General features: G+C 69.7%; 18 protein-coding genes and 1 pseudogene. 9 read left to right on the forward strand and 10 right to left on the reverse strand.

Features of this window, described 5'->3' with window-relative positions; genetic code table 11:
• Nucleotides 1–65: 65 nt before the first annotated feature.
• The 8 genes and pseudogenes from galE to ABZ855_RS39080 form a co-directional block, all read right to left on the reverse strand.
• The gene (gene galE, locus ABZ855_RS39045) at nt 66–1,040 is read right to left on the reverse strand and encodes a UDP-glucose 4-epimerase GalE (RefSeq protein WP_360815520.1); all 975 of its coding nucleotides are present in this window, start codon (nt 1,038–1,040) and stop codon (nt 66–68) included.
• 32 nt (nt 1,041–1,072) lie between these two features.
• Nucleotides 1,073–2,329 (reverse strand): MFS transporter, encoded by a 1,257-nt coding sequence (locus ABZ855_RS39050; RefSeq protein ID WP_360815523.1) that lies wholly within the window; start codon nt 2,327–2,329, stop codon nt 1,073–1,075.
• Nucleotides 2,313–3,773, reverse strand: a complete 1,461-nt coding sequence (locus ABZ855_RS39055) for an amino acid adenylation domain-containing protein (RefSeq protein ID WP_360815526.1) — start codon at nt 3,771–3,773, stop codon at nt 2,313–2,315. Before ABZ855_RS39055 ends, ABZ855_RS39050 begins: the two co-directional genes overlap by 17 nt.
• Nucleotides 3,766–3,993, reverse strand: a complete 228-nt coding sequence (locus tag ABZ855_RS39060) for a phosphopantetheine-binding protein (RefSeq protein ID WP_360815529.1) — start codon at nt 3,991–3,993, stop codon at nt 3,766–3,768. The genes ABZ855_RS39055 and ABZ855_RS39060 overlap by 8 nt, the downstream gene beginning before the upstream one ends.
• A gap of 40 nt (nt 3,994–4,033) precedes the next feature.
• Nucleotides 4,034–5,083 carry a hypothetical protein gene (locus tag ABZ855_RS39065; protein WP_360815532.1) on the reverse strand — a complete coding sequence of 350 codons (1,050 nt, stop codon included), beginning with the start codon at nt 5,081–5,083 and terminating at the stop codon, nt 4,034–4,036.
• Nucleotides 5,084–5,127: 44 nt separating this feature from the next.
• Nucleotides 5,128–5,910 (reverse strand): hypothetical protein, encoded by a 783-nt coding sequence (locus tag ABZ855_RS39070; RefSeq protein ID WP_360815535.1) that lies wholly within the window; start codon nt 5,908–5,910, stop codon nt 5,128–5,130.
• 255 nt (nt 5,911–6,165) lie between these two features.
• Nucleotides 6,166–6,360, reverse strand: a complete 195-nt coding sequence (locus ABZ855_RS39075; protein WP_360815579.1) for a hypothetical protein — start codon at nt 6,358–6,360, stop codon at nt 6,166–6,168.
• 447 nt (nt 6,361–6,807) lie between these two features.
• A pseudogene (locus ABZ855_RS39080) lies at nt 6,808–7,255 on the reverse strand (aminotransferase class I/II-fold pyridoxal phosphate-dependent enzyme); the annotation flags it as partial.
• A 177-nt stretch (nt 7,256–7,432) separates the two neighbouring features.
• On the opposite strand from ABZ855_RS39080, the gene ABZ855_RS39085 reads away from it, so the two are divergent.
• Complete coding sequence (locus tag ABZ855_RS39085; RefSeq protein ID WP_360815538.1) at nt 7,433–11,095, forward strand: BTAD domain-containing putative transcriptional regulator; 3,663 nt, start codon at nt 7,433–7,435, stop codon at nt 11,093–11,095.
• A 268-nt stretch (nt 11,096–11,363) separates the two neighbouring features.
• On the opposite strand, the gene ABZ855_RS39090 is transcribed toward ABZ855_RS39085, so the two are convergent.
• Together ABZ855_RS39090 and ABZ855_RS39095 are read right to left on the reverse strand one after the other, a co-directional pair.
• Nucleotides 11,364–11,951 carry a hypothetical protein gene (locus tag ABZ855_RS39090; protein ID WP_360815541.1) on the reverse strand — a complete coding sequence of 196 codons (588 nt, stop codon included), beginning with the start codon at nt 11,949–11,951 and terminating at the stop codon, nt 11,364–11,366.
• 185 nt (nt 11,952–12,136) lie between these two features.
• Entirely contained in the window at nt 12,137–13,330 is a 1,194-nt protein-coding gene (locus tag ABZ855_RS39095; RefSeq protein ID WP_360815543.1) for a pyridoxal phosphate-dependent aminotransferase, read from the reverse strand.
• Between the two features lie 129 nt (nt 13,331–13,459).
• Between ABZ855_RS39095 and ABZ855_RS39100 the strand changes: the two genes are divergently transcribed.
• The 8 genes from ABZ855_RS39100 (at nt 13,460) to ABZ855_RS39135 (ending at nt 21,741) form a co-directional block, all read left to right on the forward strand.
• A complete protein-coding gene (locus ABZ855_RS39100; protein ID WP_360815546.1) occupies nt 13,460–13,798 on the forward strand; it encodes a hypothetical protein in 339 nt (112 codons plus the stop codon).
• 463 nt (nt 13,799–14,261) lie between these two features.
• Nucleotides 14,262–14,780 carry a DUF2617 family protein gene (locus tag ABZ855_RS39105; protein WP_360815549.1) on the forward strand — a complete coding sequence of 173 codons (519 nt, stop codon included), beginning with the start codon at nt 14,262–14,264 and terminating at the stop codon, nt 14,778–14,780.
• Between the two features lie 96 nt (nt 14,781–14,876).
• Entirely contained in the window at nt 14,877–16,562 is a 1,686-nt protein-coding gene (locus tag ABZ855_RS39110; protein WP_360815552.1) for a polyamine aminopropyltransferase, read from the forward strand.
• A gap of 93 nt (nt 16,563–16,655) precedes the next feature.
• On the forward strand, nt 16,656–17,429 hold the full coding sequence (locus ABZ855_RS39115) for a carbon monoxide dehydrogenase subunit G (protein WP_360815555.1): 774 nt from the start codon (nt 16,656–16,658) through the stop codon (nt 17,427–17,429).
• 170 nt (nt 17,430–17,599) lie between these two features.
• Complete coding sequence (locus tag ABZ855_RS39120; protein WP_360815558.1) at nt 17,600–18,400, forward strand: aldose 1-epimerase; 801 nt, start codon at nt 17,600–17,602, stop codon at nt 18,398–18,400.
• Between the two features lie 36 nt (nt 18,401–18,436).
• On the forward strand, nt 18,437–18,997 hold the full coding sequence (pyrE, locus tag ABZ855_RS39125; protein WP_360815561.1) for an orotate phosphoribosyltransferase: 561 nt from the start codon (nt 18,437–18,439) through the stop codon (nt 18,995–18,997).
• 155 nt (nt 18,998–19,152) lie between these two features.
• Nucleotides 19,153–20,202 carry a class II fructose-bisphosphate aldolase gene (fbaA, locus tag ABZ855_RS39130; RefSeq protein ID WP_360815576.1) on the forward strand — a complete coding sequence of 350 codons (1,050 nt, stop codon included), beginning with the start codon at nt 19,153–19,155 and terminating at the stop codon, nt 20,200–20,202.
• A gap of 72 nt (nt 20,203–20,274) precedes the next feature.
• Entirely contained in the window at nt 20,275–21,741 is a 1,467-nt protein-coding gene (locus ABZ855_RS39135; RefSeq protein ID WP_360815564.1) for an MFS transporter, read from the forward strand.
• The last annotated feature ends 126 nt before the right edge of the window (nt 21,742–21,867 follow it).

Raw genomic sequence — 21,867 nt, forward strand, 5'->3', positions numbered from 1 at the left:
CGTTGCGACCAGAGGTATCTCCGCCGCCAGGGCCCGGAGGCCCTCGGCGGTGCTAGGCCGACCGTTCATGAGCGTTCGCCGTTCCTACCGCGCCAGGCGTCCCAGGCCGAGTTGACGATATCGGCGAGGTCATATCTGGATTCCCAACCGAGCTCTGCCCTGATGCGATCGGCGCAAGCGACAATTTGTGCCGGATCCCCGGGGCGCCGCGGCATTACCATCGGCTCCGCCGAACGGCCGATTGTGTCCTGAATGGTGTCCACCATTTCTTTTACTGATACTCCGGTTCCTCGGCCGATATTAAGGACGAGCCCGGTACCGGGCTGCTGCTCGAGCCGTCTCACTGCCGCGACGTGTGCGGACGCGACGTCCGCGACGTGGATGAAGTCCCGGATGCAGGTGCCGTCGTGCGTCGGATAGTCTCGGCCGTAGAGCACCGGAGCCCGGCCGCTGGTCAGTCGGTCCAGCGTGGCCTGCACAAGGTTGCCCGAACCGACGTCCCCCAGTTCCGGGGCAAGCGCCCCGGCCACGCCGAAGAATCGCAGATTGACGTATTCAAGGCCGCGCGAATTACCCAGGTATTCCACCAGTCGCTCGCCGGCGAGCTTGGTCATCCCGTACGGGCTGAGCGGGGCGCAGGGAGTGTTTTCACCGACGAATTCCAGGTCCGGCTCGCCGTAGACCGCCGCGCTTGACGAGAATACAAGTTTGCGTACCCGCGCCTCGAGTGCCGACTTCAGGAGCGTCTGCAAGCCGTTCAGGTTCTGCTGGTAGTAGCAGAGCGGGTCTGCGTACGATTCGGCCGGATCTCGCTTTCCAGCGAGGTGCAGGATTCCGTCGATCGAATAGTCGGTGAAAATTCGGTCGAGCAGGTCGCGGTCCAGCACGCTGCCCAGAACCAGCGGCATACCAACCGGCAGCCGGTTGCGCAGGCCGGTGGAGAGGTCATCGAGGATGATGACCGAGCGGCCGTCGTCACTGAGCATTCTTGCGACATGTGCGCCGATATATCCCGCTCCACCGGTAACGAGCCACGTCATCTCATTGCCTTTCGAATCCCCGCTGTTCTGTGTCAGTGGACCGGCGCCGACTCGGCGTCCTGTGTCGAAGGGGCATCCTTGGTTGTGTGCCCGATGTGTCGGATGGCCGGAGCAAGGGGCAGCAGGAGGTGCACGACGAGATGCAGAATCGTTACTGCGAGCAGGCACTCCCGCACGCCCGTGTGCTGGACGGCGGTTCCCACCAGCAGGTAGCCAAGTGGCGAGAACGCCAGCGAGCCCATCCAGTCATAGGAGCTGATGCGGGAGATGAGGCCAGGTGAGACGTTTTCCTGCAGCGTCGTCTCCCAGAGGGTGTCCGCGGCGTTCAGCCCGGCCGAGGACAGCGCGGCAGCGATCAGGATCACCGCCAGCGGCGCGCCGATCCACAGCGATCCGAAAAATGGCACGTCGAGCAGCAACACCAGCAGGGAGGCCACGAGCGGCCGCCGGGCGCGCCACCGCAGCAGCGGGAGCGCGACCAGGATGGCACCCACGCTCCGGGCGGTCAGGATCGCCGCCCAGGCTCCTGGCCCAAGTCCGGTACGCGACATCTGCGGACCGATGATGAAGACGGCCGGCAGCACGGTCGCCTGGTAGACCGCGAAGCTCGCGACCATCAGCCAGACCCACCGGAGCGCGACGAAGGCGCTCCAACCCTCCGCAGCCTCCTTCAGCACGTTCTTGTTCGCCGGCGCCGTCCTGCTGCCGCGCGGAAGCCGGGCCATCGCCGCGGCGGAGAAGACAAAGCTTGCGGCGTCCACGACGAAGACCCAGCCTGGCGCGGTACTGACCACCAGCAGGCCCGCCATTGCAGGCCCGACCACGCTGCTGGTGCTGTTGGCCAGCCTGAGCAGGGAAATCGCCTGCTGCAACGACGTACGCGGGGCGAAGTCCTGAACCGCCCCTCCAGTCGCCGGCAGTTGAAGTGCCCGGGCGCTGCCGGAGACCAGTTGGACCGCTGCCAAGCTCCAGACTTGTGCCCCGTGTCCCAGTAGCAGTGCGGCGGTGCATAGTTGGCACAGGGCCAGCACAACGTCGGTTGCCAGCAACAGGGAGCGGCGCTCAAGCCGGTCACCGAGCACTCCGCCGAGCAGGAGAAGAAGGATCCGGGGCAACATTCCGGCACCCATCACCAGACCGATGTCGCCCGCGTCCCCTCCGGCGGAGAAGACAGCGAACGGCACCGCGACCAGCACCATGCTCGACCCGAGCTCCGACACCGAACGGCCCACGCAGTAGGTCCGGAAGGACGCCACTCGCAGAACTTGCAGATCAGCCGAGAGTTTCATCGCTCACTTCATGTGACATTGCCGCGAGGCGAACGCGGTCGGCCTTGCCCGCCGTTGTCCGAGGCAGCGCGGAGGTGATCGAGAACCACTGGGGCCGCAGCCCGGTCGGCAGCCGACCCGCCATCCAGGTCCTCAGCCGACGAATCGTCAGATCGTCGGGGGCTGCAAGAAAGGCAGCCAGCTGTGCGCGGCTTGGGTCGTCTGCGTACCGCAGCAGCACGACGGCCTCGCGCACCTGGGGGTGCTCCTCCAGCACGCTCTCGATCTCGCCCAGTTCAATGCGATACCCGCGGAGCTTTATCTGGCTGTCGGTCCGCCCCAGGAACTCCAGGGTTCCATCGGCGCGGTACCGCGCCCGGTCGCCCGTCCGGTAGCACCGCGCCAACCCCTCGGGAGTTTGCAGTCGGACGAACTTCTGCCGGGTCAACTCCTCCTGGTTCAGGTAACCCTGGGCCAGTCCGGCGCCGTAGATGATCAGTTCGCCGGAACCGTCTTGGGCAGTGTCGCCCGGTTCGATGAAGACTCCCGTACCGGGCAGCGGCGAGCCGAGGGAGATGTCGCCCTCGGGCCCGACACGAGCGGCGGTGGCCCAGATGGTCGCCTCCGTGGGACCGTACACATTCCACAGTTCCTTGCACACCGGGACCAGGCCGTCGGCCAGCGTCCGCGTCATCGGCTCACCGCCACACCAGATCCGGCTGTCGGCCGCGCCGCTCCAGCCCCAGGCCAGTGCCAACCGCCAGAAGCTGGGGGTCGCCTGGATCACCTCGGGGTTGTGGTCCGCCACGATCCTCTCGAAGACCTCGGGATCGAGCCGGGCCTCGACGGGTGCGGCGAGGACGCTGCCGCCCACGGCAAGCGGCAGCAGCATCTCCGCCATCGAAATGTCGAAGGACATCGCGGTCATCGCGAGCATGGACTCGCCCGGCGCGAGACCTGGCACGCGCGCCAAGCCTTGGAGCCTGGCCAGTAGGGCCTCCTGGGACACCACTACGCCCTTGGGACGGCCGGTGGAGCCCGAGGTGAAGAGGACGTAAGCAACCCCGTGGAAGTCCCCACCGACCGGCTCAGCGCCACCCGCGTGCTCGAGCTCGACGACGGTCAGGGCGCCGTCGGCCTCCTCCTGGAGCAGCAGCCCGGGGCGGGAGTCTGCCAGCACCATCTCCCTGTGGTGCGCCGGACTGTCCTGGTTCAACGGCAGGACCGCGCAACCAGCACGCCCCGCAGCAAGAAGGGCGACCACACCGGCAGTCGGGCCGGCGGCGTCCAGCGCGACCAACCCGCCCGGTCCGAGACGGCTGCCGATAGCCTCCGCCAACTCGGCCGAGCGTTGTAGCAGCTCCTGGTAGGTCCAGGTGTGCGTGCCGCAGATGGCGAGCTGTTGCGGGATGCGCTGGGCGTGGGCTGAGAAAACCTCCCAGAGGGTACCCGGCAGCTCAGTCACTCTGGCCTACCTGGGTCAGACGGCCGGCGATGCCCCGCGGAGTCGGGTCGCGCACCACGTCGGTCAGCGAGATCCGGACACAGGACCGCTCCTTCAGCCGGCCGATGAGTGTCAGGGCCAGCAGTGAATTCCCCCCGAGCTCGAAGAAGTTGTCGTCCGAGGCGACAGCTCCGCAGTCCAGGATCTGCTCGAACAGGCCTGCCACGTCGTTCGCGTCCATGTTTCCTTTCGCCATCTCTTCGAGGACCGGTTGTGCCGAGTCAGCGCCCATTTACGACTTCCCTGGTCGCGGCGGCGTTCAGGACGCCGCCGTAAAGTTCCTTGAAAACGGCACCGCGCATCGCCTTGGGCGTCATCGCGTCGAGTCCGCCGCGCAGGTTCCTCAGCCCGTGTTCCATCCCAAAGCGGGCGGGCTGGTGGAACAGCAGGCTCACGTAGACAGCGAGTCTTTCCGGACTGTCCTCGCCGGTCAGCGCGATCTCGTAGACCTCCAGCTGGTCCTGCCACCGCAGAGCGGTCGTCACCCCTTCCACACCGCCCGCGCGGGCGGTGAAGACGGTGAGTTCCACTGACGGGCAGTCGTCCCACTGCGCGTATCGCATGCGGACGAATTCCGGATGGTCGGGCTTGCCCTTCCTGATGTTGTGCTGGGCGATCACCTCGGCTGCTTCGTCCTCGACCTCTGACCAGGTCCAGACCGCCGTCGCCACCTGCTGCTCAGCGATCAAGTTGCGATCGCGGCGCAGTACTCGCCTGACCTGCGAACTGCAGCGCTCCTCGCTGTCGTCGGCGAGAGCATGTGGGAACTGTGCCTCCTGCCCCAACGGTGCCCAGGCGATCCGGCCCCCGGTTGCGCGGTCGAGGAGGTCCCGTGCCGCACCGTACAGATAGGGGAAGATCAGCCCGCGACCCTCTGTCGCGGCGGCATGCGCCGCAGCGGCCAGAACCGGCCGGAATCCGGTCTCGTCCTGCAGAGCGCGGTCAACGTGCAGGCCCGAGCGGAGATCTGCGTTCCCACCAACTAGCAGGCAGGAGCCGGGAGTGTTGGTTTCGGTGCTGCCCGCTGGAAGCGGCCACGCCATCGAGTCGTAGGCAGGATCAGCCCAGGCCGCTGAGCGGAATGTGTACAGCGGAACCACAGCCAGCAGCCGGTCGCCATCGGTCGCGCGGACGTACTGGACCTTCCAGCGGCCGTCCCGTTCGCGCTGCCTGGTCCGGTGATAGCAGGCAACGGCGCCTCCCGAGCTGTCGAGCCTGTCGAACTGGTCTGGGTCCACTGTCTGGAGGCTCGGGATGAGATCAACGACCACGGATGGCCTCCGGCCGCCTGTACTGCGCATTTTCGAGTTCACTGCTAAGCATCTGCCGAAGCCCGCAGCGCCGCCGAGAGCAACGAGATTTTTGTCATCACTTCAGCACCGGAGAATTGATCCTGGGCTGGCGTAAACTCCGCCACCGGGAAATCCATTGCCGGGATGACAGGCGCACCCTGAGTCGACTGTTCGGCCGGACCGGACAGCGCCTGGCTGGTTGCCAGCAGAAATCCCAGCCAGGCCAGATAGCGACCCGCCAATTCCGCAGCGAGGCTTCTCGCGTCCGAGTCGTCCAGTCCCTGGTCGACCAAATGCGCGGTCAACTCGGCGGAAAGTACTGTATCCATCTGCTCCAGTCGAGCGGTCGGCTCCAGTTCCGGGCACGGATCCGCAAGGACTCGCACCCCCAATTGGCGCCGTATGGCCGAATACTCAGCTGCAAGAAGTTCTCCGCTCGGCCAGGTCGGGTCGACCAACAGGCAGCCGACCTCCAGAGAATCTGCCAAAAGATCGGCGAACCGCAACGCAAGCGCCGCTGCGCTGCAGTACGCCACCACGATCAGGCGGTCGGTCTCCCGCTGCCTGAGCCAGGAATCCGCGTAACCCCGGGCGATCGCTTCGAGGCTTCGATAGCCGGCCCCGATCCCGTCTCCGACCGGGTCGACCCTGGAGAGCGCATAGCCGACCGCATTGCCCGCGACCGTCGAGCTCAGTCGCTCCTTTATGGTCGGCGAGTCGAAGTCGATGACCAGCACAGAATCTCCCGACCGCGGTGAAATATCGATATCCTCAATCTGAAAGAGAGGGTGATCACGGCCTGCCATATGAACCGACAACTCCTTTCTCGTGCGACGTGCCAGTATTCGATCTCCACCACGCCGCGAAGGGGACATTTTGAGGGTCGGCGCATCTCGATTGAGAATCTGATTGTGAACCCACGAGGCGGTCGGTCGTCGGCCAATATGGTCCAGATGCCGTTGCGAATGAGAATGATCATACGCAGATGATCTTGGGGGTATCTAGGCCTTGATTGTAAACAGAAAGCAATGATGTGCCCGCCCATTGCCCCTAAATTGGCATTAGGTCGCGTCAATCAACCCTAAAAAGGACATTCCCTGGCGCTTGAGGCGACCGGCTTTGCGGAAGGCATCGCCCTCGACGGCGACACCCCCGACTGCGTGGGCGGCCGCCGCCCACGCATCAACCGTGACGGCCAACGAGCCCAGGCCGAAGGCCGCAAGATCGAAGCAGAGTTCGGCCTGCGCCGCCTCCAACCCGGCGATGATTTGGGTTACCGGCCAGGTGGCCCGCTGAGGAGCGGACGCCGTGCGTGACCTCCTCCTGGAGGAGTCGGGTGATGTGCGTCTGGGGGCGAAGACATGAAACTGGTTCGTCCGTCGCCCAGCATGACGCTGATGGCTTCCTCCTCATCTGCTCCAACCAGCGATCGAGCGCACTGGTCTCCCGACTGGAGTCGATCGAGCGGAGTAAGGGCGTGCGCACGCATATCTCAGTCGGGGTGGAACACAAGCGGTCCCGCTCCGCCACCAGGCCGGCCCCGCTCCGAGCCGAACGCCTGGCTACGGGTGCGACATTCTCGCCGTGGTAATGGCACGACGTGGTCAAACCGAGGTCGTGGGTTCAAGACACGCATGCCCGGAATCGCCTATCGCCCATCGAGGCTGGTCATCGATCGAGCCTCACCGTCTCGCAGCTTGGTGTCACCACCGCTGGAGGCGTGCCGAGGCTTCCTGAAGGACTTCGGGTTTCTTGCAGAAGGCGAACCGTACGAAGGGCGCGCCCTCCTCGCGGTGGGCGTAGGAGACCGCGTCGGGGATGGCGACCACGCCGGCGCGTTCCGGCAGGGCTCGGCAGAAGGCGAAGCCGTCGCCGTCTTTGGACAGCACAGCGCCGAGGGGGCGGATGTCGGTGGTGACCAAGTAGGTGCCCGAGGGGTGGAACACCTTGAAGTCGGCCTCCGTGAGCCACGCTGACAGGAGATCCCGCTTGAACTCTCATGTCCTCGCGGAACGCCTCGAAGTGGCTGTCCGGGAGCGTCAGTGCCTCCGCCACCGTGTACTGGAAGGGGCCGGAGACCACGTTCGTCAGGAACTGCTTCGCCGAGCGGACGGCCGTGACCAGTTCGGGCGTGGATGTGACCCGGCCCACGCCGTGTTCACGCACTCATTCGCCTCTTTGGCACCGCACACCGTACGTCTTCCGAGTCGCGCCTCGCACTCGCCACGCCAAGATTCCACTGCCCCTCTGCTTGATCGGGCCATGTCACTATCCTGGCTCGGCTGCGGGGGCAGGCACAGGGGGCAGGCACGGGGGGGAAGGCAGGCAATGACGAATCGGTTTCCGAAGCCCGGCGCGCTGGGGGAACTGCTGCGCGGGTACCGGTTCGCGGCCGGGCTCGGTCAGCGGGCGCTGGCCGAGCGGGCGGGGATCAGTGTCCGGACCCTGCGTTACCTGGAGCAGGGCCACGTCCGCCGGCCGCACGCCGACTCGATCCGGCAACTGGTGGCGGCGCTGGACCTGTCGGGTGCCGCGCGCACCCGGCTGCTGGAGGCCGGCGAAGCCGCGGCATCCTCGCCGCGGACGGCAGGACTGCGGGTGACGGTCCTCGGCCCTCTGGCGCTGCACCGTGACGGCAGCCCCGTCGAGCTCCCGTCGGTACTGCGGCGCAGCCTGCTGGGACTGCTGGCCATTCAGCCGGGCGTGGTGGTCGGTACCGACGAGATCGTCGACGTGCTGTGGGGGGAGCAGCCGCCACGTACCTGTCGCCAACTGGTGCAGACCTACGTCAGACACCTGCGTGATCTGATCGACCCCGGCCGGCCGGGGCCGGACGCGGGGCGCGTCCTGCGGGCGACCAAAGGCGGGTACCGGGCCGATCTGTCGGCCGAGGAATCCGATGTGGCGGCCTTCGACGAGCTGCTCGACCGGGCCCGGCGCGCCGAGACCGAGGGGGACAGCGCCGCCGCGCTGGAGGCGTACGGCCGAGCGCTGCGATGCTGGCGAGGACCGGTGCTGGCCGATGGCGGGGAGCGGCTCCGGGCACATCCTGCGGCGGTTGCGGTCGGCTGTCGTCAGGTCGTGGCGGCTGTGGCCCGGGCGGACCTGGCGCTCGCGCTCGGCAGCGCGGAGGACGTGGTCGCCGACCTGCGTGAGCTCAGTACGCGCGAGCCGCTGCACGAAGAACTCGCCGGCCGGCTGATGCTGGCCCTGGCCGCGTGCGGCCAGCAGGCGGCGGCGCTCGACGTCTTCACGCGGATCAGCGGGCGGCTCGACGCCGACCTGGGTCTTCAGCCCTCTGCGGCACTGTGCGCCGCGCAGCTGCGGGTACTCCGCGGAGAGGTCTCCCCGGAGCCGCCCCCCTTACTCGCCTTACCCGCGCGGGTGTCGCCTCACGCCGCCGACGGGCCCGTCCCGGCGCAGCTTCCCTGGCCGACGCCGGGCTTCACCGGCCGGGCCGATCAGTTGCGGCAGTTGGACGCCCTGCTTCCCGACCCGGCGCCGGGGGACGGCCATCACCAGCCGCAGGGGACGGTGCTTGCGGCGATCACCGGTACCGGTGGTGTGGGCAAAACCGCCCTGGCGGTGCACTGGGCGCACCGGGTGCGCGACCGCTTCCCGGACGGCGAGCTGTTCGTGGACCTGAGAGGTCACTCGGCGCAGGTTCCGGTGCGTCCGGTCGAGGCGCTGGCCCGGTTCCTGCTGGCGCTGGGCGTGGCAGCGGAGCGGATTCCCGGCACGCCCGAGGCCGCTGCCGACCTGTACCGCACCCTGTCCACCGGACGGCGGATGCTCGTCGTGCTGGACAACGCCGTGGACCCGGAGCAGGTCCGGCCGTTGCTGCCCGGCGGGCCCGGCTGCGTGGTACTGGTCACCAGCCGTGACCGGCTGGCCGGGCTGGCGGCCCGTGACGGCGCTCGCCGTATCGGAGTGGACATGCTCACGCCCGAGGAATCCCGGCTGCTGTTGCGCCGTATGGTCGGCGAGAGCCGCGTCGACGAGGACCCGCAGGCCGCGGCGGACCTGGCCCACGCCTGCGGCCACCTTCCGCTGGCCCTGCGGATCTCCGCCGCCAACGTCGACAACACCCCCTGGCGTACCCTGCGCGACCAGGCCGACGAACTACGCGAGGGCGACCGGTTGAACGCCCTGTCCGTCACCGGCGACCGGACCACCGCCGTTCGGACTGCCTTCAGTCTCTCCTACCACGCCCTCGACGCCCCGGTCCGGCGGATGTTCCGCCTGCTGGCGCTCCTGCCCGGCCCGGAAACCGGCCTCCAGGCCGCCGCCGTCGTCACGGGCACCACCATCGAGGACGCCGCCCGGCTGGTGGAGCGGCTCACCGCCGCCCACCTGCTCCGCGAGCACCGGCCCGGGCGCTACCGCTTCCACGACCTCGTGGCGCTGTACGCCGCCGAACGGCTCCGCCTGGAGGAGACCGGTACCTCCCGCCGAGCTGCCTCCGACGCCCTCCACGCCTGGCTGCTGGCCACCGTGGATCGCTGCGCGCTCCTGCTCTACCCCGGGATGAAACAGCGCCTGCCCGGTGACGAGAACGCTGCCCGCAGCGATGCGGAGCTGCCGGAGATCACCGACGCCACGGCGGCGATGCGCTGGCTGGACGCTGAACTGCCCAACCTGGCGGCGGCCGTTCACCAGGCCGCCGCCGAGGGCCGTCCCACGGCCTGGCTGCTCGCCAATGCCCTGCGCGGCTACGCCTGGATACGCAAGCACACGGTGGACTGGACGGCCCTCGGCCAGGCCGCTCTGGCCGCTGCCGGCGCCGCCGGGGAGCCTCTCGCCGAGGCCGCCATGCACCATGTTCTCGGCCACGCGCAGGTGCAGCAGGGCCGCGCCGACATCGCGACCACCCACTTCGAGCAGTTGCTCGCCCTCGCCGAGGCCGCCGGGTGGCCGGAGGGCGCCGCCATCGCGCATACCAATCTCAGCATGATCACCCGGCTCAGCGGCCGGCTGCGGCGCAGCGCGGAGCACCTGGAGCGGGCCATGGAACTCGACCGGCACGGCGGCCTGTCGGACGGGCACCCCGTCGTCCTCGGCAACCTCGCCCACGTACTGCGTGACCTGGGCCGCCTGTCCGAGTCCCTCGACTGCCTCGTTCGGGCACAGCGCCTTCCGGCGGCCCTGGACAACCAGCACAATCAGATACGGAGGCTGGCCGACCTCGGCCGCGTCCGGCACCTGCTCGGCGACACGGCGGATGCGACGCGCCACCTTCGAGCGGCCCTGACGACGGCCAGGGAGTGCGGCGACCTGGGGGGCGAGGCGTATGTGCTGCGGCTGACCGCCTCTGCCCACAGGGACGCGGGCGACCTCGTCCGAGCCCTGGAACTGGCACGGACCGCCACCGCCCTCAGCGACCAGGACGTCGACGGATACTTCCGGGCCGCCGCCCGCCTCACCTTCGGCAGTGTGCTGCTCGCCCTCGACCGCCCAGGCGAAGCCTCCGAGGCGTGGCGGGAGGCGCTGAAGCTGGCCCGTGAGCGTGGCGCGCATGATCTGGAGGCGCGCTCCCTGATCGCGCTGGCGTCCGCTCGACGTCCCCTGGACCGCGAAAAGGCGGCGACAGCGCTGGGTATCGCCCGCCGCACGGAGTACGTCCTGGTCGAAGGCGAGGCACTGACCGTCCTGGCCCGGGGCGGCCTTGAACACGGCGAACCCGCCGTCGCGGCCGACTACGCCCGCCAGGCCCTGGTCATGCACCGCCGCTCCGGCCACCGCAAGGGTGAGGCACAGGCCCTGGACCTGCTCGGCCGGGCCGTCGACGCAACGGGCGAGGAGGACCCCGCGCCGTACTGGCGAGAGGCCCTGGAGATCTTCGACGCGCTTGGCAACCGCCACGCCGCAGCAGCACGACAGCGGCTCGTCACCGCGGAGAGTGGCGTGTGCAGCCGGCACCGGGACAACCCGGACACCTCTGCCGATTCGACAACACCCGGACCGGGCGCCTCACCCGCACCGGTGCCATGACCTTGTGCCGCCCGGATCACGCTGTGAGCCGGTGGGGCCCATGCGGCGTCGAGCAGGTGCGGTCGGAGGGCGGCGATCGGGGCTGCTTGCCGAGGGTGGGGAGCCCAAGCGCGGCAGAGCCCCGGCCGGGCACCCCTGAGAGGGGAGCCCGGCCGGGAGGACGGTCAGGCCCGCGGCGGTTGCAGCGGTTCGGACGCCCTTGCTGGTGGACGACGTACCGGACGACGTGTGGCGGCCGAACGCGTCCCGGTCGTGGACCTGGTTGAGGTCAGAGCGCTGCGACCTTCTTCCAGGTCAGTTCCCTCTGGTCGCCGTGGCGCCAGCCGCGGGTGCGGACCGGGTCGGTGCGGGGCTTGTCGCGCTGGTCGAGATAGGGGCTCCTGGCGTCGACGTTCTGCCCGCTGTCGTAGTAGGACTGCAGCGCCGCGGCATCCCAGCCGTCCCCGCTCTCCTGTCCTCCCCAGGACCAGAGTTCGTCGTGCGCGCCGCCGCCGCTGCTCCCCTCGGGCTCCATCACCACAGGGGTCTCGTTGCCACCGTGGAAGGCCATCACCTGGTCCTTGCCCAGGTTGTACAGCGAGAACTGCCCGTCGATGCCGAACTGCTTCCACCGGCAGTAGAAGTTGCCCTTGGCGGCCTCCTTGGACATCATCCAGGTTCCGTTGTTGTCGGGCGAGGCGCACAGCACGGCGTCGGTGAACCTGCCGTTCTGCAGCCACATCCCCGAAGCGGTGGCGGCGGCCGAGGCCGACGTGGCCGGCGCAGCGGTGATGCAGAGCGCGGCGAGGCCGACCGCTGCGGCGAGGCGGGCCCCGAGGCGGCGTCGGCTCTGAGAAACCATTGTGGGGGAAGACATGTGAAGAAACTCCCTACCTGTGTTTTAGGACTGACCGTCCCTCCGTCAGCTCCGGAGTGGACATGCCAAAAGTAGGGTTGGGGTGCGTGTACCGCGCCGCACGCGCGACGCAGCGGAAATCCCCTGCTGGCGGCGGTGATGCGGCAAGAACCGGCAGAACGTGGGGCGGCGGTGAGCGGGCGGGGTCAGTGCGCGAATGCCTTGCGGAGCCGTTCCGCCGACTCCTCCAGTACCGATGTCCGCTTGCAGAACGCGAAGCGGACGAAGGGGGCGCCCTGCTCCCGGTGGTCGTAGAAGACCGCGTTCGGGATCGCGACCACTCCCGCCCGTTCCGGCAGTGCGCGGCAGAAGGCGAAGCCGTCCGTCTCGCCGAGGGGGCGGATGTCCGTCGTGATGAAGTACGTGCCCGACGGGGTGAAGACGTCGAAGCCCGCCTCCCTCAGGCCCGCCGACAGCAGGTCCCGCTTGGCCCGCATGTCCGCACGGAACTCCTCGAAGTACGAGTCCGGCAGGGACAGCGCCTCCGCCACCGCGTACTGGAAGGGCCCCGACGCCACATACGTCAGGAACTGCTTCGCCGAGCGGACGGCCGTGACCAGTTCCGGCGTGGATGTGACCCAGCCCACTTTCCATCCGGTGAACGAAAACGTCTTCCCGGCGCTCCCGATAGAGACCGTCCGTTCGCGCATCCCCGGGAAGGAGGCCAGCGGCAGATGTCCGGCGTCGTCGAAGACCAGGTGCTCGTACACCTCGTCGGTGATCACCAGCAGGTCCCGTTCCACGGCGAGCTGGGCGATCGCGGTCAGTTCCTCGCGGGTCAGGACGGTGCCGGTCGGGTTGTGCGGGGTGTTGATCAGGAGGAGGCGGGTGCGAGGCGTCACCGCTGCCCGCAGTTCGTCCAGGTCCAGGCGGAACGAGCCCTCGTGGGGGCGCAGTGTGACCGGTACGCGCGCCGCGCCCGCCATCGCGATGCATGCCGCGTAGGAGTCGTAGTAGGGCTCGAGGGCGACGACCTCGTCCCCGGGCTCCACCAGGGCCAGCAGGGCCGCCGCGATGGCCTCCGTGGCGCCCGCCGTCACCAGTACCTCGCGGTCGGGGTCGTACGACAGCCCGTACCGGCGTTCCTGGTGTGCCGCGATCGCCGTACGCAGCTCGGGGACGCCCGGGCCGGGCGGGTACTGGTTGCCGCGGCCGTCGCGCAGGGCCCGTACGGCCGCCTCGCGGATCTCCTCCGGGCCGTCGGTGTCCGGGAAACCCTGGCCGAGGTTGATCGAGCCGGTGGCGACGGCGAGCGCCGACATCTCGGCGAAGATCGTCGTCCCGAACTCGGCGAGCCGGCGATTGAGGAAGGGGCGTTCGCTGCTGGTCATGGTCGTCATCCTGCGCCGAAGCTCTGGACTTCCTCAACTCTGCTTTGGCAGATGAGACGCGCGGGAATCCCCCCGTCACGCAAGACGGCGAGGCGCCCACGGGGGGTCGCTTCGGGGGAACGAAAGGAGGGTGGCGTCATGGTCGCAGCATTCATCGCAGTGGTCGTCCTGGTCATCCTGGCGGGCATGTTCATCGTCGTGACCGCGACGGTCCGGGCCGCGCGGAGGTCACCGCTGAGGAGCGGGGCCGGCAACCGGAACCGCAGGAACCACCGGAACAACAGGAACAACAGGAACAGCAGGAACCGGAACAACGACAGCTGGTGGGCCGGGGGAGCGGCCGGTTCCAGCAGTACCGGCGACGCCGGGAGCAGCTCGTCGTGCGGTTCGAGCTCCTCCTCCTGCGGAGGGTCCTCGTCCTGCGGGGGCGGGTCCTCCTGCGGGGGAGGCGGGGGCGGATGCGGCGGAGGCAGCTGACACGGGGCAGCTGAGCTCCACAGGGGGGAACCGCGTCCGGATCACGGGGGGAGCGCCCGCCGGGACGACGTATGAAATTCACGTCGTCCCGGCGGGCGTTCGTGCGACCGCTCGCGGGTGTCCGTCGCACGCTCGGGCGTACGCCCGGGTTGAACAGTTGAGCTGTGAAGCCCTCTGAGGGATGGAAACCGCACGAAGTTGGGTAAAAACGCTGTGGCGGCGCCACCGTTCATGATTCCCTCTAAATCACCAACACAGCCCCTCGGACGTCCCTCCTGACTGGGCTGACCGGGCCGATCTCCCGACGCCGACGAAGTCGACGAACGCCGACGCATGCCGACCGGAGCGCGCCGGACCACACCTTGTTCGTCCACACCTCGCTCGTCCACACCTCGCTCGTCCACACCTTGTTCGTCCACCTTGCTCATTCACAACTCCCTTTGCGTGCTAGCGGAGCCGATCCATGCTCACGACCCTTAACACCGCCTACACCGACACGCGCGCGGCCGACCTCGCCTGGGCCCTGGGCCGGGAGCCGCTGCCCGCTCTCGCCACCCTCGACCTGGAACTCGAGGACGCGAAACTCCAGTTGAGACTCCTCGGCGCCTCCCACCAGGTGCTGCTCGAGGAGCGACGGGGCAGTTGCTCGGAGACGGTCGCGTGCATCCCGGGTTCCAGCACCCCCCTTCCGCTCGGCGTGGCCAAACGGATCGACGACTGGGAGTACGAGTTCGCGGCGAGAGTCGAGGTCCTGTCGCCGGGGTCGTTCGCCGGACGCGCCCAGGAACTGCTGGCCCTGGTCGCCGACCATCCGCACGGCCTGGCCGGTGTCTTCCCCGGCAGCCCGCACGCGTTCACCGCGATGCTGGCCCAGCGGCACGAGGGCCAGGTGCACTGGCGGACCTGGCACGCCTACCCCCAGGACGGGCAGCTGGTGGCGACCAGGACGCGGGTGGGGGTGCGGGTGGCGGCGGCTCTCTGAGCGACCGCGAGTTTTCACATCACCTTCCTCCGCGTAAACAAGGACCACACGTGTGGGTGACAGAACGCGCCGGGGGCGTGACGTAGCGTTCCCAGCGTGATCGAACCGCACGTGCCGGCCCCGCCGGGCAGTCCCCCGTCCTGGGGCGGCCCCGCGCGGCTGCCCGTCCGGCCCGGCACCGGCCGGTTCCTCGTTCTCGCCGGGGTATTCGTCTGTGCGGCCTGCGGACTGGTGTACGAGCTGGAGCTGGTCGCGCTCGCCTCCTACCTGATCGGCGACTCGGTCACCCAGGCCTCCGTCGTCCTGTCCGTGATGGTGTTCGCGATGGGCATCGGCTCGCTCGCCGCGAAGCGCCTGCGCTGCCGTGCCGCCGCCGGTTTCGGCGCGGTCGAGGCGGCGCTCGCCCTGGTCGGCGGATGCAGCGCGATGGCCCTGTACGCGGTGTTCGCGTGGACCGGCGACTGGGGCGGCCTGTGGGCGAACGGCCCCCGCGTCCTCCTCGTCACCTTCTCCCTCGCCATCGGCCTGCTGATCGGCGCCGAGGTACCGCTCCTCATGGAGCTGATCCAGCGCATCCGCCGCCAGGACGCCGGCGGCGCCGTCGCCGACCTGTTCGCCGCCGACTACGTGGGCGCGCTGGTCGGCGGGCTGGCCTTCCCCTTCCTCCTGCTCCCCTGGCTGGGCCAGCTCACCGGCGCCCTGCTCACCGGCACGGTCAACGCCCTGGTCGGCGGCGCCCTCGTCCTCGGCCTGTTCCGTCGCGACCTCACCCGGCGCGGACGCTGGCTGCTGGTGGTGACCAACGTGACCGTGATCGGGGTCCTGGCCGCCGCGGCCGTACTCGTCGACGACTTCGAACGCGCCGCCCGGCACGCGGTGTACGGCGACGACGTACGGGTGGCGCTGCGGACGGGCGTCCAGGAGGTCGTCCTCACCGGCGGCACCGGCGGACGGCCGCTCAACCTGTTCATCGACGGCCGGCTGCGGGTCGGCGGGCGCGACGAGCGGCGCTACCACGAGGCCCTCGTCCACCCCGCGATGAACGGCCCCCACGCGCGCGTGCTCGTCCTCGGCGGCGGCGACGGGCTCGCCACCCGGGAGGTGCTGCGCCATCCCGGCGTACGGCGGGTGGACGTCGTCGACCTCGACGCGGGCGTGGTGCGGCTGGCCCGCCGGGACCCGGCCCTCGCCGCGCTCAACGAGCACGCGTTCGACGACCCGCGCGTCCACGTCACCACGGCGGACGCCTTCCAACTGCTGCGCGGTGCGCGCGCCGCGTACGACGTCGTCATCTCCGACCTGCCTGACCCCGGCATCACGGCGAGTACGAAGCTGTACTCGCAGGAGTTCTACGGCCTGGCGCGCCAGGTCCTCACCGACGGCGGCCGGCTGGTCGTGCACGGCGGGCCGGTCGCGTCCCGGCCGCGCGCCTTCTGGACCGTCGAGACGACCGTGCGTGCCGCCGGGCTGCGTACGGCGCCGTACGTGGTGACCGGCGACGACGCCGACTTCGCGGCCGGCCCGGACCGTACGGCGCCACGGGCGGCGCGGGCTCCGCAGGACTGGGGGTTCGTGCTGGCCTGCGCCGCCGGGGGCGCAGGTGCCGCTCCGCGGCTGCGGGTGGACGAGGTGGGCGGGCCCAGGCTGCGGACGCTCACCCAGGCGGGGCTGGCGGCGGACGCGCGGATGGCGGAGCGGATGCGGGTGGGGGGTGGGGGTGGCCGGGCTGGGGCTGTGGGTGGTGGGTTGCGGGCTTCCACGCTGGTGCATCCGCGGTACTGAGGGGTTCTGAGGCGTTCTGAGGGGGCTCCAATACCCGCCGAATCGCCGGATGCGGGGGTGTGGTCCGGGCCACGCTGGGTACTCTCCCGTTTTATGGACCATGAGGTGTTCGTTCCGGCTCCGGTCGAGCGGCTGAGGGACGTGCTCGCCGACCCCGCGCGCGTTGCCCGGGCGGTTCCCGGACTCCAGCAGGACGCGGGCACCGAACCTGCCGCCGCCGGGGTCGCCGGGCGGGTGAAGGTACGTATCGGGGGGCACACGATCACGTATCGCGGGTCCCTGCGGGTCGTCCCCGCGGCTGATGCGGGAGAGGACGTGTACGCGTACGTCGTCGAGGGCGATGCCGTCGAGGCTCGTGGGGGCGGCGCGGTGAAGCTGGCGCTGACCTTGCGGGTGCGGGCCGCTGAGGACGAGGGTGTCGGCGGGTCCCTGCTGGTGTTCGGGGGGACTGTCACGGCCGACGGGCGGGTGAACGAGCTTCCGGCGGATGCCGTTGCGGCGGCGGGGGTGCGGTTGCTTCGGCGGTTCGGGGAGGGGTTGGGGGAGGTTGCCGGGGAGGTTCAGGGAGCTGGTGGTGATGCCCCTGACGGGCCTGATGTTCTCGATGAACCCGATGAGGGCGATCGGGTGCCTGAGCAGTTCGTCGGGGCCGAGGAGCCGCCGGCCGAGGCCGCGCATGCTCGGCGGACGATGATCGGGCGTAGTGCGGAGGAAGTGGATCACGCGCCGCCTCGGGGGCGGTATGCGCCTGTGCCGCCGCCGGAGCAGGTGGTGACGAATATGACGTTGCGGTGGGCTGCGCCGGCTGCGGCGTTGGTGGTGGCGTCGGCGATTGTGGTGGGGCGGGTGTTGCGTAAGCGGCGGTGAGGTTGGGGTGGGGTTTTCTTCGCCCCCGCCGCCCCTACCCGTCCCATCCCGTTCCTGGGGGCTGTGCCCCCAGACCCCCCCTTCGCGCTGAACGCGCTCGTCCTCAAACGCCGGACGGGCTGGAGGGCGCCGACCGGCGCCTCAAAGTGGCTGGCCGGTAGGGTCGGGTTGTGACTAGTGATGACATCACTCTGACCGCGGGTGACGCGGAAGTGACCCTGCAGCCCTGGAACGGTGGGCGAGTTGGTGGGCTGCGGGTTGGCGGAGTCGAACTGTTGCGGCAGGGGGCGAAGTTCGGGTGTTTTCCGATGGTTCCCTGGTGCGGGCGGACCCGTGACGGGCGGTTCCTCGATGGGGGTACCGTGCGTCAACTCCCCCTCAACGCCCCGCCGCACGCCATCCACGGCACCGCCCGTGACGGTGCCTGGCGCGTCGCCCGCGTCACCGCCGACGAGGCCGTGATCACGTACGACCTCGTGGAGCCGTGGCCCTACCCCGGGCGCGTCACGCAGGTCTTCGCGCTGACGCCGGGTGCCTTCACGCTGACCATGTCCGTGGAGACGTACGGCGATTCCTTCCCGGCGCAGATCGGCTGGCACCCCTGGTTCAACCGCGACCTCGGTGGTGCGGACGCGCCGGCGGAGGTGCAGGTCGCCTTCACGCCCGCCTGGCAGGAGGAGCGCGGCGACGATCATCTGCCGACGGGGGAGAGGATCGATCCGAAGCCCGGGCCCTGGGACGACTGCTTCGGTATGCCCGGCGGGGTCGATGTCACCCTCACCTGGCCGCAGCGGCTGGAGTTGCGGGTGACGAGTCCGGAGGAATGGGTCGTCGTGTACGACGAGCAGGACGCCGCCGTGTGTGTGGAGCCGCAGACCGGGCCGCCCAACGGGCTCAACACCCTGCCGCGTCTCGTCACGCCCATCGAGCCCCTGGAAGCCTCCACGACCTGGACCTGGCGAAGCCTGTAAGGACCCCGTCCAGGGACCCCGTCTAGGCTGGCGGGCATGAGTGACGTAGACGTACGCGGCGCGCTGCTGCGGCAGATCAAGGACAAGGCCGTCGTGCACGGCAAGGTGACCCTGTCGTCGGGGATCGAGGCCGACTACTACATCGACCTCCGCCTCGTCACCCTCGACGGGCAGGCCGCGCCGCTGGTCGGGCAGGTGCTGCTCGACCTGGCGGCCGAGGCCGGGCTGGAGTTCGACGCCGTGGGCGGGCTGACCATGGGGGCCGACCCGGTCGGCACGGCGATGATGCACGCCGCCGCGGCGCGCGGGCAGCGGCTCGACGCGTTCGTGGTGCGCAAGGCGGCCAAGGCGCACGGTATGCAGAAGCGTGTCGAGGGGCCGAGCATCGAGGGGCGGCGCGTGCTGGTCGTCGAGGACACGTCCACGACCGGCGACTCGCCCCTCACCGCCGTGGCGGCCGTGCGCGAGGCCGGCGCCGAGGTGGTGGGCGTGGCGACCATCGTCGACCGGGCGACGGGCGCCGCCGAGAAGATCGAACAGGGTGCCGGGGTGCCGTACCTCTTCGCGTTCTCGAAGAGCGACCTGGGCCTGGCCTGACACCGGGCTTCGTACCGGGCGGCGTACCGGGCGAAACGTCTGGAAAGATGGGGCCGACGATGACGTCGCTTCCCAGGTCTCGCAGCCAGGTCTAGGTCAGGGCCGTAGGTACGCGCAGTACGCCGGATCTCTTCAGATCGCCAACCCGCACGCACATCACGAGGAGCGGACACATGCCCATCGCAACCCCTGAGGTCTACAGCGAGATGCTTGACCGGGCAAAGGCAGGCAAGTTCGCCTACCCGGCCATCAACGTGACCTCGACCCAGACCCTGCACGCTGCCCTGCGCGGCTTCGCGGAGGCGGAGAGCGACGGCATCATCCAGATCTCGACGGGTGGTGCGGAGTTCCTCGGCGGTCAGTACAGCAAGGACATGGTCACCGGTTCCGTCGCGCTGGCCGAGTTCGCGCACATCGTCGCCGAGAAGTACCCGGTCACGGTCGCCCTGCACACGGACCACTGCCCGAAGGACAAGCTCGACGGGTATGTACGTCCGCTGCTCGCGGTGTCGGAGGAGCGGGTCAAGGCCGGTCGCAACCCGCTGTTCCAGTCCCACATGTGGGACGGGTCGGCCGAGACCCTCTCCGACAACCTCGCCATCGCGCAGGAGCTGCTGGCCCGCGCCGCCGCCGCGAAGATCATTCTCGAGGTCGAGATCACGCCGACCGGTGGCGAGGAGGACGGGGTCTCGCACGAGATCAACGACTCCCTCTACACGACCGTCGACGACGCGGTGCGTACAGTCGAGGCGCTCGGGCTCGGTGAGAAGGGGCGCTACCTGCTGGCCGCCTCCTTCGGCAACGTCCACGGCGTGTACAAGCCGGGCAACGTCGTGCTGCGCCCCGACCTCCTCAAGGAGCTGAACGAGGGCGTCGCCGCCAAGTACGGCAAGCCGGCCGGCTCCCAGCCGTTCGACTTCGTCTTCCACGGCGGCTCGGGCTCCTCCGAGGAGGAGATCGCCACCGCGCTGGAGAACGGCGTCGTGAAGATGAACCTCGACACGGACACGCAGTACGCCTTCACGCGTCCCGTCGCGGACCACATGTTCCGCAACTACGACGGCGTCCTGAAGGTCGACGGCGAGGTCGGCTCCAAGTCGACCTACGACCCGCGTACGTGGGGCAAGCTGGCCGAGGCGAGCATGGCCGCCCGTGTCGTCGAGGCCACGCAGAACCTGCGGTCGGCCGGTACGAAGATCAAGTAGTCGGTTCGATTTTTCCGCGAGCCCGGCGTCCGTCCACTGTCTACGGCGCCGGGCTCGCTGTATACCTGGGGCATGGCCGACGTACGACTTGCCACGCCCCAGGGCAAGTGGATCCTGCTCACCACCGTCCTCGGCTCCAGCATGGCCCTGCTGGACTCGACCGTCGTGAACGTCGCGCTGCCGCGCATCGGCCGTGATCTCGACGCCGATCTGGGCGCCCTCCAGTGGACGATCAACGCGTATCTGCTGACGCTGGCCGGGCTGATCCTGCTGGGCGGTTCGCTCGGCGACCGGTTCGGGCGGCGCAAGGTCTTCGTGGTCGGGGTGGTGTGGTTCGCCGTCGCCTCGCTGCTGTGCGGCCTCGCCCCGAACGTCGGCGTCCTCATCGCCGCCCGAGCGCTGCAGGGCATCGGCGGCGCGCTCCTCACCCCCGGCTCCCTCGCGATCATCCAGGCCTCCTTCCACCCCGACGACCGGGGGCGCGCGGTCGGCCTGTGGTCCGGCTTCGGGGGCATCGGCGCGGCCGTCGGGCCGTTTCTGGGCGGCTGGCTGGTGGATGGGCCCGGGTGGCGGTGGGTGTTCCTGCTCAACGTCCCGCTGGCACTGGTGTGCGCCCCCATCGCCGTACGGCATGTCCCCGAGTCCGGTGACGGCCGTACCCGGCACGGGCGCTTCGACGTCCTCGGCGCCTGTCTGGGCGCTCTGGCGCTCGCGCTGGTGACGTACGCGCTGATCGAGGCCAGGTCGGGTTCCCTGGTCGTCGCGTTGGTGGCGGTGGCGGGGATCGCGGCGGGCGTGGCCTTCGTGTACGTCGAGCGGCGGCGGGCCGACGACGCGATGATGCCGCTGGACATCTTCGCCTCGCGCCAGTTCACGGCCGTCAACCTGGTCACCCTGTGCGTGTACGCGGCCTTCGGCGGCTTCTTCTTCCTCTCCGCGCTCCAGCTCCAGGTGGTGGCCGGTTACTCGGCCCTGGGCGCCGGTACGGCCCTGCTGCCGACCACCGCGCTGATGCTGCTGCTGTCGGCGCGCTCGGGCGAGCTTGCCGAGCGGATCGGGCCGCGGGTGCCGCTGACGGTGGGGCCGCTGCTGTGCGGGGCCGGGATGCTGCTGATGCTGCGGGTGGGCGAGGGGGCGTCGTACGTCGCGGATGTGCTGCCCGCGGTGCTGGTGCTCGGGCTGGGCATGGTGACGCTGGTCGCGCCGCTCACGGCGAGCGTGCTGGCGTCGGTGGGCGTCGAGCGGGCGGGGCTGGCGAGCGGGGTGAACAACGCGGCGGCGCGGGCGGCTGGGCTGGTGGCTGTGGCGGCGTTGCCGCTGGTGACGGGGATGGGGGAGGAGGCGTATCGGTCGGGGGTGGCGTTCGATGCGGCGTTTGGGCGGGCGATGGTGGTGTGTGCGGGGGTTTTGGTTGTGGGGTCGGGGGTGGCGTTTGTTGCCGTGCGGAGGCCGGGGGTGGTCGGGTGTCGGGTGCCGGAGTGTCGGACGCACGGGTGTGTGACGGCTCCGCCGCTGGAGGGGGTGGATGAACGGTCCTGATCTCGCCCCCGCCGCCCCTACCCGTCCCATCCTCGGGGGCGCTGCCCCCGAACCCCCGCTCCTCAAACGCCGGAGGGGCTGGATGGTGCCGGCCGGGGCTTGATCTTTCAGCCCGTCCGGCGTTTG

Source organism: Streptomyces sp. NPDC047042 (assembly GCF_040644035.1).
Classification (GTDB): Bacteria; Actinomycetota; Actinomycetes; order Streptomycetales; family Streptomycetaceae; genus Streptomyces.

Excerpts from the sequence above, each read along its gene's own strand:
- galE (WP_360815520.1), bottom strand. The coding sequence starts at position 1,040 with ATGACGTGGCTCGTTACCGGTGGAGCGGGATATATCGGCGCACATGTC.
- ABZ855_RS39050 (WP_360815523.1), bottom strand. The coding sequence starts at position 2,329 with ATGAAACTCTCGGCTGATCTGCAAGTTCTGCGAGTGGCGTCCTTCCGG.
- ABZ855_RS39060 (WP_360815529.1), bottom strand. The coding sequence starts at position 3,993 with ATGGACGCGAACGACGTGGCAGGCCTGTTCGAGCAGATCCTGGACTGC.
- ABZ855_RS39070 (WP_360815535.1), bottom strand. The coding sequence starts at position 5,910 with ATGGCAGGCCGTGATCACCCTCTCTTTCAGATTGAGGATATCGATATT.
- ABZ855_RS39085 (WP_360815538.1), top strand. The coding sequence starts at position 7,433 with ATGACGAATCGGTTTCCGAAGCCCGGCGCGCTGGGGGAACTGCTGCGC.
- ABZ855_RS39090 (WP_360815541.1), bottom strand. The coding sequence starts at position 11,951 with ATGTCTTCCCCCACAATGGTTTCTCAGAGCCGACGCCGCCTCGGGGCC.
- ABZ855_RS39095 (WP_360815543.1), bottom strand. The coding sequence starts at position 13,330 with ATGACGACCATGACCAGCAGCGAACGCCCCTTCCTCAATCGCCGGCTC.
- ABZ855_RS39100 (WP_360815546.1), top strand. The coding sequence starts at position 13,460 with ATGGTCGCAGCATTCATCGCAGTGGTCGTCCTGGTCATCCTGGCGGGC.
- ABZ855_RS39105 (WP_360815549.1), top strand. The coding sequence starts at position 14,262 with ATGCTCACGACCCTTAACACCGCCTACACCGACACGCGCGCGGCCGAC.
- ABZ855_RS39115 (WP_360815555.1), top strand. The coding sequence starts at position 16,656 with ATGGACCATGAGGTGTTCGTTCCGGCTCCGGTCGAGCGGCTGAGGGAC.
- pyrE (WP_360815561.1), top strand. The coding sequence starts at position 18,437 with ATGAGTGACGTAGACGTACGCGGCGCGCTGCTGCGGCAGATCAAGGAC.
- ABZ855_RS39135 (WP_360815564.1), top strand. The coding sequence starts at position 20,275 with ATGGCCGACGTACGACTTGCCACGCCCCAGGGCAAGTGGATCCTGCTC.